The sequence below is a fragment of the Streptomyces atroolivaceus genome, assembly GCF_000717025.1.
GTDB lineage: Bacteria > Actinomycetota > Actinomycetes > Streptomycetales > Streptomycetaceae > Streptomyces > Streptomyces atroolivaceus.
In genome coordinates this window covers 50,326-63,704 of the sequence record NZ_JNXG01000016.1, presented here as the reverse complement: position 1 = coordinate 63,704, position 13,379 = coordinate 50,326, and the positions used below count along the sequence as shown (strand labels likewise).

Annotated in this window: 16 protein-coding genes and 1 pseudogene; 1 reads left to right on the top strand and 16 read right to left on the bottom strand. The window is 68.4% G+C overall.

Going from position 1 to position 13,379, the window contains the following annotated elements; translation table 11 throughout:
* Window positions 1-18: 18 nt before the first annotated feature.
* The 16 genes and pseudogenes from OO67_RS36015 to OO67_RS26455 all read right to left on the bottom strand — a co-directional run bounded on the left by OO67_RS36015 (window position 19) and on the right by OO67_RS26455 (window position 11,955).
* Window positions 19-2,307: an XRE family transcriptional regulator gene (locus OO67_RS36015; RefSeq protein ID WP_244300332.1), complete on the bottom strand. Its 2,289-nt coding sequence runs from the start codon at window positions 2,305-2,307 to the stop codon at window positions 19-21.
* Window positions 2,304-2,630, bottom strand: a complete 327-nt coding sequence (locus tag OO67_RS26520; protein WP_033304068.1) for a helix-turn-helix domain-containing protein — start codon at window positions 2,628-2,630, stop codon at window positions 2,304-2,306. The genes OO67_RS36015 and OO67_RS26520 overlap by 4 nt, the downstream gene beginning before the upstream one ends.
* On the bottom strand, window positions 2,627-3,655 hold the full coding sequence (locus OO67_RS26515; RefSeq protein WP_051709889.1) for a tyrosine-type recombinase/integrase: 1,029 nt from the start codon (window positions 3,653-3,655) through the stop codon (window positions 2,627-2,629). The genes OO67_RS26520 and OO67_RS26515 overlap by 4 nt, the downstream gene beginning before the upstream one ends.
* Window positions 3,656-3,906: 251 nt before the next feature.
* Window positions 3,907-4,113, bottom strand: a pseudogene (locus tag OO67_RS40160) (YraN family protein); the annotation flags it as partial.
* A gap of 57 nt (window positions 4,114-4,170) precedes the next feature.
* Window positions 4,171-4,479, bottom strand: coding sequence for a DUF2469 domain-containing protein (locus OO67_RS26510; protein WP_003965949.1), 309 nt, complete (start codon window positions 4,477-4,479; stop codon window positions 4,171-4,173).
* 63 nt (window positions 4,480-4,542) lie between these two features.
* Window positions 4,543-5,031, bottom strand: a complete 489-nt coding sequence (locus tag OO67_RS26505; protein ID WP_033304065.1) for an NUDIX hydrolase — start codon at window positions 5,029-5,031, stop codon at window positions 4,543-4,545.
* The gene (lepB, locus tag OO67_RS26500; protein ID WP_033304063.1) at window positions 5,021-5,791 is read right to left on the bottom strand and encodes a signal peptidase I; all 771 of its coding nucleotides are present in this window, start codon (window positions 5,789-5,791) and stop codon (window positions 5,021-5,023) included. Before lepB (OO67_RS26500) ends, OO67_RS26505 begins: the two co-directional genes overlap by 11 nt.
* 50 nt (window positions 5,792-5,841) lie before the next feature.
* Entirely contained in the window at window positions 5,842-6,723 is an 882-nt protein-coding gene (lepB, locus tag OO67_RS26495; protein WP_033304061.1) for a signal peptidase I, read from the bottom strand.
* Window positions 6,641-7,699: a signal peptidase I gene (gene lepB, locus OO67_RS26490; RefSeq protein WP_033304059.1), complete on the bottom strand. Its 1,059-nt coding sequence runs from the start codon at window positions 7,697-7,699 to the stop codon at window positions 6,641-6,643. The genes lepB (OO67_RS26495) and lepB (OO67_RS26490) overlap by 83 nt, the downstream gene beginning before the upstream one ends.
* Window positions 7,692-8,465, bottom strand: coding sequence for a signal peptidase I (gene lepB, locus OO67_RS26485; protein ID WP_033304057.1), 774 nt, complete (start codon window positions 8,463-8,465; stop codon window positions 7,692-7,694). The genes lepB (OO67_RS26490) and lepB (OO67_RS26485) overlap by 8 nt, the downstream gene beginning before the upstream one ends.
* Window positions 8,466-8,510: 45 nt before the next feature.
* The gene (gene rplS / locus OO67_RS26480; protein WP_033304056.1) at window positions 8,511-8,861 is read right to left on the bottom strand and encodes a 50S ribosomal protein L19; all 351 of its coding nucleotides are present in this window, start codon (window positions 8,859-8,861) and stop codon (window positions 8,511-8,513) included.
* Between the two features lie 124 nt (window positions 8,862-8,985).
* Window positions 8,986-9,807: a tRNA (guanosine(37)-N1)-methyltransferase TrmD gene (trmD, locus tag OO67_RS26475; RefSeq protein WP_033304054.1), complete on the bottom strand. Its 822-nt coding sequence runs from the start codon at window positions 9,805-9,807 to the stop codon at window positions 8,986-8,988.
* A complete protein-coding gene (gene rimM / locus OO67_RS26470) occupies window positions 9,807-10,418 on the bottom strand; it encodes a ribosome maturation factor RimM (RefSeq protein WP_033304053.1) in 612 nt (203 codons plus the stop codon). The genes trmD and rimM overlap by 1 nt, the downstream gene beginning before the upstream one ends.
* A gap of 105 nt (window positions 10,419-10,523) precedes the next feature.
* Window positions 10,524-10,763 carry an RNA-binding protein gene (locus OO67_RS26465; protein WP_014153811.1) on the bottom strand — a complete coding sequence of 80 codons (240 nt, stop codon included), beginning with the start codon at window positions 10,761-10,763 and terminating at the stop codon, window positions 10,524-10,526.
* Window positions 10,764-10,765: 2 nt separating this feature from the next.
* On the bottom strand, window positions 10,766-11,206 hold the full coding sequence (gene rpsP, locus OO67_RS26460) for a 30S ribosomal protein S16 (RefSeq protein WP_015578912.1): 441 nt from the start codon (window positions 11,204-11,206) through the stop codon (window positions 10,766-10,768).
* A 155-nt stretch (window positions 11,207-11,361) separates the two neighbouring features.
* A complete protein-coding gene (locus OO67_RS26455; protein WP_003965961.1) occupies window positions 11,362-11,955 on the bottom strand; it encodes a hypothetical protein in 594 nt (197 codons plus the stop codon).
* Window positions 11,956-12,476: 521 nt separating this feature from the next.
* Here OO67_RS26455 and OO67_RS26450 point away from each other — a divergent pair.
* On the top strand, window positions 12,477-13,343 hold the full coding sequence (locus OO67_RS26450) for a methyltransferase domain-containing protein (RefSeq protein ID WP_033304052.1): 867 nt from the start codon (window positions 12,477-12,479) through the stop codon (window positions 13,341-13,343).
* Window positions 13,344-13,379 lie beyond the last annotated feature (36 nt).

Here is a 13,379-nt window from a genome sequence, read left to right as displayed (position 1 = left end):
TGACAACCGGCTCGTTGCTTAGTCGGTGGCCTGGGCGGCTTCCAGATACTCCGCCCAGCTGTTCTGGGCGTACTGGGACCAGACGTAGGCGGTCTTGGGATGCATACCGAAGAGGTCGCTGACGACGATGGGCGGGAGGTCAGTAATCGCTTCCATCATGGCTGTGTTGCGTGCGCTGATGCCCGGCAGGCCGTGCTTCCTCATGTAGTTGTTGATGGTCTCGGCGCTTCGGGGACGGCTCGGCGGGCGCCCGGGGAAGAGGAAGCCAGGTGTGCCGTCGTGTGGCTGCTGGAGCACGGAAGTCCGGCAACTGGGGCTGACGATCTGCTTCTCGATGAGGACAGAGAGCCGGGGCGGAAGAAGCACGGGATGCCGGTTGAGCGTGAGGTAGGCATCGTCGCCGTCGCGGTGGAAGCGGTCGGTGGTTAGCTCGACGATGCGGGTGGTGGGCAGGGCATAGAGGCTGATCAGGCAACCGATGATGCGGGCCTCCAACGGGAGGCTGTCGTCGTTGAGGCAGCGGCGAAGCTGCTGGTTGAGTTCGTCGCTGTGCATGAATCGGCTGGGCAGCCCGTGCCTCCTTGTCGGAACAGTGACCTTGCTCGTCATGCGGCGGGCGACGGCCCAACGGATGAACGCTGATAGACCGCGGGCCCATGTTGGGTTTTTGGTCAACCACAGGTCGAGAACTTCCTGGCTGAGGCCTGCCAGCGTCATCGAGTTTTCGTCAAGCCAGGTCATGAACTTGATCGCGGTTCGGATGTCCGTCCGGTCGTTCGAGGCGGCGCCGGCGGTGTAGCGGCCCTTGTCGGCCCGGCGCCGGGCGTCGCGGAGGACACCCCACTCCGCGAACGGGCGGATGACGTGAGCGTGGTGGGGGGGAACGTCTGCGAGCGTGGTGTCGAGCCAGAGACGCAGGCGGGCAAAGTTCTCCTGCCGCTTGGGCAGGACGTTGGCGGCGACGAGGAGTTCGCGGACGTAGAGGGTCCCCCAGTCCTGGGGCAGTTCGTCGAGAATCTCGTGGGTGATCTCCTGGTGCCGTGCGGCGAGGCCGGCCAGCATCCGGGCCGATTCGCTGCGGCGGGTCCAGGTGATGACGGACCAGGGTTCCTGGGCGGCGCCGAGCTGTTCCGCGAGCGGTTGGAGCTGGGGGTGGACCTTGCCGTCCTCGTCGCCCAGGAGGTCACGGACCCGGTCCTTGGAGACGCAGCGCGAGCAGGAACCGTCGGCGTAGATGTCGCCGGGGTAGCCGCAGCGGCGGCAGGAGAAGTCGATGTCCGTGCCGGAGCAAGGGCCGCAGATGTTCCCGTCCTCCGTCCGTCCGACGAGCGTGCGCAGGGTGCCGCACTGAGCGCAGGGTGCCGGATTGCGCTTCCGTCGCTGGTAGCACGTGTCGCAGAGGGTGCCGACGGGCCAGTTGACTTGCACTGGCTTGGTCTCGCCGCAGTCAGCGCAGGGCAGGGATCGGCGGGGACGGCAGGACGCGCAGTAGAACTCGCCGCTGTGGTGTTGGAAGCCGTGCCGAACCCGGTTGCAGTGGGCGCAGGTCCGCTTGGGGCCGCGGTAGCAGTCGACGCAGATGGCGGGCTGGCCCTCAGTCTTGCGGACGCTGATCGGTTTGACCTGCTGGCAGAGGTCGCAGAGCTTAGGCGGGGATTGGTAGCAGCCCCTGCAGACCGGGCCATCGGCGGTGACGGCCTGTGCCGGCCGCGGCTTCCCGCAACGGACGCATGCGTGCTCCGGCTTGGGGGCGCATCCCTGACACAGACTGGTGCCGTCCTCGCGGCGCCGGGACGGCTTCCGGATGCGTCCGCATTCGGCGCACTCCTCAACGACCTGCGGATCGGTGTAGTAGCAGTGTCGGCAGATCGGTCCCTCTTCGCGGCGGGTGACGATGTGGCCGTCGCGCCCGCAGCGGGCGCAGGGGCGAAGTTCGGTTCGGGCGACGCACCAGTCGCAGCAGCGGCCTTCCGGGGTGTTCCGGGTGAGGCGGAGGCCGGTGCGGTGGCAGCGTGCGCAGGCCAGCTGGGTAACTGCGTCGCCGTGTCCGGCGGCTTCGAGGTGCTGGAGGAGCCGAACCACCTGGAGCGGGCTGAGCGGTGAGGGCTCGGTGAGGGCGTTCGGATTCTCGACGAAGTAGTTGTCCAGGGCCCGTGCCGGACCGGAGTTCCATGCCTTGGCCTTCTCCAGGGCTGCCTGGGCGTCCTCGGCTGTCAGCGCGGGGCCGGCCACCCGCTGGAGGTAGGCGATCAAGCGGGCGCGGGCCTCGGCGAGCTCGCGCTGCTTGCGTATGTCGGCTGGACTCACGACTGTCCTGGGCGGCGGATCACGGTGCGGCGGGGCTTGGCCGTCAGCGGGGCGGCGTCTCCGTCGGCGGTCTTGCGGACCTGGACGTTGACGACCTCGGGCTTGATCAGGTCGTTGGGGGTGCACTGCAGAATGTCGCAGAGCGCGACGAGGGTGTCCATACTCATCCGCTGCGGGGGCTGGGTCACCAGCCGGTAGACCTGTTCCCGCGACAGAACGACGCCACGCTCGGCCAGCAGCGGCACCAAGTCGGACGTCTGGAACATCTGGCGCTCGGCCATCAGCTGGCGGAGCTGCCACTGGTAGCCCATCTTCTTGATCACTTGATCACGTCCCAGTCGTTGCCCAGTCGGTTCTTCATCGATGCTTCCAGCAGCGTGTTGCGGTACTCGTTCGAGACCCCCATGTAGACAGCTGTGGTTGACGCATGAGAGTGGCCGACCTGTTCCTGTACGAACCGGGCGGGATAGCCGAACTCCGTCAGGTGCGTGATGTAGCTGTGGCGGAGACAGTGCAGGTCAAGGTCCTCATCGAGGCCAGCTGCCTCACGGGCCGTGACAAACGCCTCGTTGATCGACCGCGGGGATATTCGGCCGATCCGTTCGGTCACCCAGAGCGCGGGATGCCGACCCGGCGAGAAGTGCGGCCGGATCTCGGTCACCCACTCGTCCAGGACGTCGACCGCCCAGTCCATCTCCGGGACCATCAGCACCGTGCGGCGCTTGGGCGGCGCCCCCTTCGACGCCTTGCCGAAACGGACCATCATGCTGCCGTAGCCACGGAACTGGGGAGCCTTCCGGCTCCGCCGCAGGTCCGTCAGGTCAACCCGCGAGGATTCCGTGCGCCGGGTGCCGTAAGCGTAGATCGTCTTGATGACCGCAGCGTCTCGGAGCGCGGTCAAGGCACCCTTGCGGCCCTGTCCCCTGATCTTGCCCGGACGGGCGTCGGCGGCATCGAAGAGGGCCTGGACCTCGTCGTAGGTCAGCGGACGCCGCCGCGGATCGCCCTCGTACTCGACCGTGTGCAGAACCGAATTGCCCTCGTGGAACACCTGCTGCGGGACCTCGCCAAACCGCTCCAGACAGGCGTCGAGCCAGCCGTAGCGGGTGTCGAGCAGGTACTCCAGGAACAGCTCGATCGTCACCTCGTAGGTGCGGGCCGTCGACAGCTGGATCGGCTTCTTCCCGCTCCGAAGGTGGGCGATGAACGCCTCACCCTCGGCCGGCGTCCACTGCCACGGGTACTGGCCGGAAAATTCCTCCAGCCGCTCGATCACCCGCAGCCGCGGATCGATAGTCGACGCCTTCAGAAACCGGGCCGACTGCTGCCGGGCCCAGCCCTCCTTCATCGCGTCGAAAACGGCAGGGGCCGGGTCAAGGTGTACGACGTTGCGCGCTAGGACGAGACGCGCCGATCCGGGGGCCTGAGTGCTCACAACTACTGTTGTATCAGACGCAACATTGTTGAGTTTGCCTGCTAGGCTGCAGGTCAGCGACTCAATCCCCTCTGGCCGCTGAAGCGGACTCGGGCCCACAACCAGCAAAAACGGCCATCCCGGCGCCGCGAGGAGTGTTGCATCTAATGCAATTCATCCTGTTCGTCCCTGGCGACGATGTCGATCTCTCCTGTGCGACACCGCCAGTTGCGGTCCAGCACGGTCATACCGGCGTCAGCCAGCAGCCGTGCCGCCAGATCCTCGCCGTACCGCCCGAGTGCCCCCCGTGCGTTCATATCGGCACCACCTCCGGCACCGACAGTGACGCACCCTGCCCGACCGGTTGGATCTTGGTGGACAACCTGCTCGATGTGGATATCCCGGCCACTCGTACGAGTGAACCGGGATATCGGGGAGCATGCCCGGGATCAGCCGCCCGGGAGTTCGAGATCGCTCTTGTTGAGCTCCTCGATGTTCACGTCCTTGAACGTCAGGACCCTGACCTGCTTGACGAACCGGGCGGGCCTGTACATGTCCCAGACCCACGCATCCGCCATGGATACCTCGAAAAACACCTCACCCTGGACCGAGTGCACTTGCATCTCGTAATCGTTGGTGAGGTAGAAGCGCCGTTCGGTCTCGATCACATATTTGAACAGACCGACGACATCGCGGTACTCCCGGTAGAGCTTCAGCTCCATCTCGGTCTCGTACTTCTCGAGGTCCTCGGCACTCATGGCATGTTCCCCTTCAGCCGTGCGTCCCCCTATTGTGCGTCAGCCCCACACGCCCCCGGCCGATTAGACGATTTCGGGGGCGAGAGCCAGCGGAACACTCGGGGGACCCTCGTCGAGCAGCGTGCGCAGCAGCCCGGCGAGCCTGGTCGGGTACACCGTCTCACGCGTGGCGAGAAGTTCGGCGGAAGTCCACCACCTCAGACCGGCGACGCTGCGCAGCTCCAGCTCGGTCAGACCCTTCTGGTCGGTGGCCGTCTGCGCCGTACGGCCCAGGAAGTACCACTCGTCCTGGTCCCAGCGCCGCCCGTCGAACGGGAAGGAGCAGATTCTCGTCCACAGCAGCGGACCGATCGAGACGTCCGTGATCCCGGTTTCCTCAGCGAGCTCACGAAGGGCGGCCTCCTCCCGGGTCTCGTCGCCCTCCAGGCCGCCGCCCGGGGTGAACCACCACCTCTCGGCCGGATCCTCGGGCTCGAAACCGTGCAGCAGCAGGATCCGGTCGTCCGGGTCCAGGAGCACCACCCGAGCGACCTTGCGTACCTCAGTGCGCACCGGCGGGCGCCTTCGGCCGCTTGGGCCCCCGCGCGGAGCGGGCCACGAGCGGGCCGTAGGCAGCACCGCCGAGGATGAGCACGGCACCCACAACGACGCCGCCCACCTGCATTGGCAGCGGCCCGTCGGACGACACACCTCCGGGCAGGGCCGCGAAGGCCTCGGGCCGGCCGATCATGCCGTTCATGGGCCATGCGACGGCGTCCACCCGCGCCTGGACGGCGCTGCGCGGCACCGAGCCCTGGCCCGGGTCCTCCAGATGGACGCGGGAGTCCAACGAGGTGCTGCGCTCGTCCCCGAGGAGGAAGAGCTGACCCTCGGGCACATCGGCCGTGAAGCTCTGGGGAGAGGCCGGAGCCCCGTCCGCCGAGGTGAGCGACGAGGCGCCCTTGGCCCGCAGATACGGTTCCTCAATGGGTTCGCCGTTGACGGTGAGCCGTCCGCCCTTGTCACAGCAGGCGATCGTGTCGCCACCCACACCGACGACGCGCTTCACCATGGGGACGGCCCCCCACGTCGAGTCGGTGAAGACGACCACGTCTCCACGCCGCACATCGCCGCCCTCGATCCGCTCCGCGAGCACCCTGTCGCCGGCGTTCACCGTCGGTGCCATCGAGTCGGTCGGCACGGTGTACGGCTTGTACACCACCGCTCCCCAGGCGAATCCACCGAGGAAGAGCACGCAGCCGACGGCCACGGCCAGATTCGACAACACGTTGCCGAGCCGGCCGCGGCCGTCGTGACTTCCTGATCCACTCATCCCAGCGCTCCCCCATCGGAGATCGACAATCGCTGATCCGAGTCGGCACCCTACCTGGCGGTATGCCCACGGGTCAGCCTGCGGCGACGCCAGAACACGAGGGGCAGCGCTCCGGCCACACCCAGTGCTCCGGGCACGGCGGCAGCGGCAGCCGCGTTCAGGCCGGGCTGGTCGAACGTACTCGGCACCGGGAGCGTCGCCCAGCGGTTGATCGGCCAGGCCACCACGACGGCCCGCCCGACCACCTCGTCCGTGGACACCGTGCCCTGACCGGGGAGCTCCTGGTGGTAACGGGAGTCCAGCGAATTCTGCCGGTGGTCACCCATCACCCAGATGCGGCCCTCGGGCACGTGGATCGGCCCGAAGGGCTCGTCGTCGCAGGCGCTGTTGCCCGCGAAGATGAACGACTTGTCGTCGAGCGCCTTGCCGTTGACCGTCACCGGCCCGTTCTTCTTGCACTCCACGGTGTCGCCGCCGACTGCGATGACCCTCTTGATCAGGTCCTTCTCCTCGGCGGACGGCATCAGCCCGATGAAGCTCAGGAACTTCTGCACCGCGTTGGGCTCGGGCGTCGCGGTGTCCTCCAGCCAGCCGCCCGGGTCGTGGAAGACCACGACTTCTCCGCGCTCCGGTTCCGAGCCGAACCACGGGGTCAGCTTGTCGACCAGCACCCGGTCACCCCTCTGCAGGGTGTTCTGCATGGAGTCCGACGGGATCGAGAACGCCTGCACCAGGAAGGTCTTGATCAACAGCGCGAGAATGAGCGCGATGCCGATGAGGAGCGGCAGCTCCTTCCAGAACGAACGGGGCTTCTTCACCGCCGTGCTGCCGCCGTCCGGGGACTCGCCGTCACTCGCCGCCTCCACCGGGACCCCGTCGCTCGCAGGCCGGTCCTCGGGTCCGTCGTGTCCGGATCGTGCGCCGACCGCCAAATCCCCCACATCCACTCCTCACTCCGTGCCACTGCCCGCGCCCGATTCGGCGCAGGCCCACCACTCCCATAACGAGCGGGAGTTCCGCAGGGGTCGGGAGCAGGTCCATTCCGTTGTGATCCTGGGAGGACACACTATTCGACGGGGGCGCCGCGGCCGTCGCTCCGGCGCTCCCGTCGGGTACGGAGGCGTACGTTCCGGGCTCTTCCAGCCTGCGCCAGTGCCCGAACGGCCAGGCGATCACCACGGCCCGCCCCACGACCTCGTCCTCCGAGACCGTGCCCTCGCCCGGTTTGTCGAGGTGGAAGCGCGAGTCCGCGGAGTTCGACCGGTGGTCGCCCATCACGAAGATGCGGCCTCGGGGAACCTTTACCTCGAATTCGAGGGTGGAGGGCACATCGCCGGGATTCAGGTACGGCTCGTCGAGCCCCACCCCGTTGACCGTGATCCGCCCGTCGGCGCCACAGCACTTCACGGTGTCGCCCCCGACGGCCACCACGCGCTTGATCAGGTCCTGCTCGTCCTCGGAGGGCAGAAGTCCGATGAAGGTCAGCAGCTCCTTGACCTGTTTCACCCCGGCGGGAGGGTCTTCGGCAGGGGTGTTCTCCTTCTGCAGCCAGCCGCCCGGGTCCTTGAAGACGACGACGTCGCCACGCTGCGGTTCCGACCCGAACCAGGGGGTCAGCTTGTCCACCAGCACCCGGTCACCGATCCGGATGGTCTGTTCCATCGAGCCGGAGGGGATCACGAAAGCCTGGACGAGGAAGGTCTTGAGCACCAGCGCGATCAGCAGCGCGACGAGGACGAGGAGCGGTATCTCCTTGATCGCGGACCGGCGTCTGCGGCGCTTCACCTTGCGGGCGAGCCTGCGGCGTTCCGCCCGCGTGGGCAGTGAGCGGCCGGTGGTCGGCCTCGACCCGGTGGGCAGCGGCGGGCCCGTGTCCGGTGCTCCCCGCTTGCGCCCCCGGTTACCCATGGTCCCCGTCCGCCGGCCGTATACCGGTGAAGGCGTCGGTGCCCTCCAGGGAGCCGAGCCTGCCGAGCGGCCAGCCGAGCCAGTCGACCCTTCCGATCACGCGCTCGACGGGCACCATGCCGCCCCCGGGCTGACCCAGATGGTCTCGGGAGTCCCGCGAGTTGCTGCGGTGGTCGCCCATCACCCACAGTCTGCCGTCGGGCACCACGATGTCGAAGGCGACCTGGGACGGGCGGTCGCCCGGGTACAGGAACTCCTCGTCGACCGGAGCGCCGTTCACCTCGAGCCTCCCCCGCTCGTCGCAGCACACCACACGGTCGCCCCCCACGCCCACCACCCGCTTGACGAAGTCGGACCCGGCCGGCTCGGCAAGTCCCAGGGAGGCCGCCGCCCCTTGAAGCAGCGCGCCGACGGCGTTCCCCCCGGGCGCCGTCTCCTGCACGAAGGATCCGGTGCCGTCGAAGACCACCACGTCGCCGCGCCGGGGCTCCGAGCCGAAACGGTACGCCAGTTTGTTGACCAGGACCCGGTCCCCGACCCGCAGCGTGGGCTGCATCGAGCCGCTCGGGATGAGGAAGGGCTGCAGCACGAAAGTGCTGAAGAGCAGCAGAGCGAGGGTGCAGAGCATGCCCAGGAAGACGGTCCGCCCCCAGGACATCGATGCGGGCGACCGGTCCGGGACATGCGTGGAGCGCGACCCCTCCTCCGCCCCCTCTTCGGGGCCGGAGGAAAGATCGCGCTCCATGTGCTGTGCTTCCGTGTCCATCGGGGCCGAATCCTATCGGGCCACGCTGTGGACGCCGGAGGTGAATCAGCGGTCGCGCTTCTCCTTGATCTTCGCGGCCTTGCCGCGGAGCTCACGGAGGAAGTACAGCTTGGCGCGACGGACGTCACCGCGGGTGACGAGCTCGATCTTCTCGAAGATCGGGCTGTGCACCGGGAAGGTGCGCTCGACGCCGACGCTGAAGGAGACCTTGCGGACCGTGAAGGTCTCGCTGATGCCCGAGCCCTGGCGACGGATGACGATGCCCTTGAACTGCTGGATACGGGAGCGGTTGCCCTCGATCACGCGCACGTGGACGTTGACGGTGTCACCGGGGCGGAACGCCGGGAGGTCGGTACGGAGCGAGGCGGCGTTGACGCCATCGAGCAGGGAAGTCATGTTGTCTGCTTTCTTCGCCGATGCCACAGGTCATCGACGGGAGAGAGTGAAGTTCGGATGCTGTTGCCGTCGGGCGGGCGTCTGTCCCCCTGTGGCAGGGGCGCACGCCGGACGTACAGCGGGCCTATTCTTCCACGGCGTCAGGCCTGCGCCAAAATCGTCCTCCGGGCTCCGGGGACCATCCGAGGATGGAGAGCATCTCCCGGTCCTTCTTGTCGAAGCCGGACGCCTCGCAACGCTCGATGAGGTCAGGCCTGTTGCGAGCGGTACGGCGGAAGGCCTCGTCCCGTCGCCAGCGCGCGATCCGGCCGTGATGGCCGCTGAGCAGCACCTCCGGAATACCGCGCCCACGCCACTCGGGGGGCTTCGTGTAGACCGGTCCCTCGAGCAGGTCGGCCATGGCCCCGGGCGCGAAGGAGTCGTCGCGGTGCGACTCGGCGTTGCCGAGCACTCCGGGCAGGAGCCTGGCGACGGCCTCGGTGATGACCAGGACGGCGGCTTCCCCGCCCGCCAGGACGTAGTCCCCGATGGACACCTCGATGACCGGCATCCGGGTCGCGTACTCGTCCATCACCCGGCGGTCGATGCCCTCGTAACGGGCGGGGGTGAAGATCAGCCACGGCCGTTCCGAGAGCTCGACGGCGAGCTCCTGGGTGAAGGGCCTGCCACTGGGTGTGGGCACCACGAGGACCGGGGAGTGCGCCCCGGCCTCGTATCCGCCGGCCAGCGCGTCGTCCAGCGCCTCGCCCCAGGGTTCGGTCTTCATGACCATGCCGGGGCCACCGCCGTAGGGGGTGTCGTCCACCGTGTTGTGCCGGTCGTAGGTCCAGTCCCTCAGGTCATGGATATGTACGTCGAGACGCCCCCGGGCGCGCGCCTTGCCGACGAGCGAGACGTTCAGGGGTTCCAGGTACTCGGGGAAGATCGTGACGACGTCGAGCCGCATCACGCACCGTCCCTCTTCCCGTCACCTGCGGCGTCGCCTTCGGCCGCCTCACCCTCGGCCTCACCCTCGGTCTCGTCACGCGTGGAGGCGATCACGGCTTCGCTCTCGTCGATCAGTCCCGGCGGCGGAGTGATCACGGCCCGCTGCTCCTCCAGATCGATCTCGGAGACGATCTCCTCGACGAACGGGATCATCACCTCGCTGCCGTCCGGCCGTTCCACGATGAACAGGTCCTGGGACGGCAGGTGCGTGATCTCGGTGATCCGCCCGATCTCCGTACCGTCGGCGAGGACGACGTCGAGGTCCATCAACTGGTGGTCGTAGAACTCCTCGGGGTCCTCGGGCAGTTCCGACGGGTCCACCTCGGCGATCAGAAGCGTGTTGCGCAGCGCCTCCGCGCCCGTACGGTCGCGCACTCCCTCGAACCGCAGCAGCAGCCTGCCGCTGTGCACACGGCCGGTCTCGATGGTCAGCGGCCCCGTGTGGGCGGGCTCCGTCGCCAGCACGGCCCCGGGACCGAGCCGGAGCTCTGGCTCGTCGGTGCGCACCTCGACGGTGACCTCGCCCTTGATGCCATGGGCGCGACCGATCCGCGCAACTACCAACTGCACGCTACTTCTCCCGTGATCTCTTGCTGAGGAGGTGGTCATGTACGGACGACAAAGGCCGGGGACGGCTCGAAAGCCCTCCCCGGCCCCGGCCGGTGTTCAACTCTTTCAGCGAACCTGATCCACATCGACGAGGTCGACACGGATACCACGGCCGCCGATGGCACCCACGACGGTACGCAGGGCGCGCGCGGTGCGACCGTTACGGCCGATCACCTTGCCGAGGTCGTCGGGGTGAACCCGGACCTCGAGCACGCGTCCACGGCGCAGGTCACGCGAGGCGACCTGCACATCGTCGGGGTTGTCGACGATGCCCTTCACGAGGTGCTCAAGAGCCTCCTCGAGCATGCTCAGGCCTCGGTCGACTCGGTGGACGCAGCAGCGTCAGCCGCCTCGTCCGCCTTCTTGTCCGACTTCTTGGCCTTCTGGGTGATGGCCTCACCCTTGGCCTCGTCGCCGTCCGTGGCCAGGGCCTCGAACAGGGCGCGCTTGTCGGCCTTGGGCTCCGGCTGGAGCAGCGGCGCGGGGGCCGGAAGACCCTTGTGGGCCTGCCAGTCACCGGTGAGCTTCAGGATCGCGAGGACCGGCTCGGTCGGCTGGGCGCCGACGGACAGCCAGTACTGCGCGCGCTCTGCGTTGACCTCGATGCGGGACGGGTTCTGCACCGGGTGGTACAGGCCGATCTCCTCGATGGCCCTGCCGTCACGGCGGGTACGGGAGTCGGCGACGACGATGCGGTAGTGAGGCGAACGGATCTTGCCCAGACGCTTCAGCTTGATCTTGACTGCCACGGAAGTGGTGTCTCCTGGTCTCTGACGTGGTTGGGCACAAAAGATGCCACGTGGGGTTGCGGTACTCGGGTGCCCGATGGACGCGTCAGCCGGAGGAGAGAGGGGTCCTATGCGACTGTCGAGTACAGCTGACCATTGTGCCACACCGCATCGGGTCACCCCACCGCGACCGCCGCTTCGGGGATACGGAAGGGCTTGCCGCAGCCGCCGCAGACGATCGGGGCCTGGGCGAGGACCGAGGGAACGACGCGGACGTTGCGCCCGCAGTCACAGACGGCCTTGACCCGCACCCCTCCTCCGGAGGAGCCGTGCCGCGCGGCTGGGCCGCGGAACGAGCGCTTGGTGTCCGCGGCGGTGGCGACCGTGTGCGCCTTGAGCGCGCGCTGCAGCCTTTCCGTCGTCGGGCGGTATCTGCGTTTGGCCTCGGGATTGAGCGTCACCAGCGAGAATCCGCTGCTGGGGTGGGGTTCCTCGGCATGATCGAGGCCCAGCTCCTCGGCGATCGCGAGGAAGCGTCGGTTGTGGTAGCGGCCTGCGCGGGAGGTGTCCCGGACACCTCTCGCGGCGGCGATGCCGTGGACTGCCTCATGGAGCAGCCGTTCGAAGGAGAGCTCGGCGCCACAGGCGGACGAGGACTCTCCGATCAGGGACTCTGGCGCGGCAAGATCGGGCAGCTCGGGGTGGTACCGCTGAATGTCGGCCCACGCCTGTGCCAGCTCTGCGGCAAGTACAGGTGGTGTCGTGCTCACGTCGTGACAACGAGCCTGAGTGCTCCGGTGTTCCTATTCCGGGGCATCTCAAATAATTTGCACGTACCAGTCAGTTGCCCTTGATGCGTCCGGACGAGGGCGGGTGCGCAGATCAGCGGAGAAGTCTCACAGCTCGCACCAAGGTGGTACGTAGCAACGCGTACGCACCGGCGCGGACGGGCACCCCTCGGGCGACACTACCGGGCACGGAGCGACGGCCGTACACCGGTCGCGGCCCGGCGCGGGGGCGCTCGACGTGCTGCGCCCCGCGTGTCGGGTAAGACTGTGAGGAAGCGAGCAGCAGCGGTGCTGTTCCCGGCGCCCGCATCGGTCACGCTGCGCCCGGGGGCGCACGACCGGAGCACGCAAGCAATGCCATCCCACCCCGTCCGACCTCTGGACGGGACCGCCGATGCGGAGTTCTCTGACATACGGGGGCTGTGGGCACACAGACACAGCACATAGACATGGGGGACCTCACTCGGGCACGACCGACCTCACGGCGGATTGGGGCGCATTCCATGACACCTACGCTCGTCCGGCACCACAGGTACGCGGACTCGTCCGCTCCGGTGGACGCCGGTACCCGTGCCCGCGACTGGGCCGAGATCCAGGAGCGCATGCTGGCACCCCTCTACGAGGCGGTGTACGAGCGCCTCGAGGTCGGGGCCGGTACGCGGATGCTCTCCCTCGGCTGCGGTACCGGGCTCGCGCTGCTGATCGCGGCCTCGCGCGGGGCGCGTGTCACCGGCGTCGAAGACGACCGCGAACGGCTGGCCCTGGCCCGCGAGCGCCTCGCTTCCGATCCGGGGCGGGAAGCGGGCCCCGGCCGTACGGATCCGCGGGCGAGGCTCGTCGGCGGCATCACGGCGGCCGCCCCGGACGGCGAGGCGCCGTACAACCTGCTGACGGCCTTCCAGCCGATCGGCTGCGCGGACGGAGACTCCGAGGGGCTCGCACCCGCGCTGGCCTCCGCCGTACCGCTGGCCGTGCGGGGAGCGACCGTGGTGCTGGCCGGCTGGGGTCCCCCTGAACGGTGTGCCACGGCTCCGGTGCTGCGGGTGGCGGCCCGGCTCACCGAGTCGGCGCGCGCGCCGCGCTCCGGGAAGGGCTGGCGGCCGGCGCTCCGCGACGACCTGGAGGAGGTCGCCGCGCGAGCCGGGCTCAAGCCGGACGGCTCGGGCCGGGTGTCCTGCCCGTTCGGCTACGCGGACGTGGACAGCGCGGTGCGCGGCCTGCTGTCGACCGGGCTGTTCGACACGGCGATGCGGGCGACGGACCGCACGCAGGTGGAGAAGGAGGTCGCGGAGGCCCTGCATCCGCATCTGCGGCCCGACGGCACGGTGTGGATGCCGAACGTCTTCCGCTACCTGGTGTGCGTGACGTGACGCAAAGGCGAAGGGGCGCCCCGCTGTGCGGGGCGC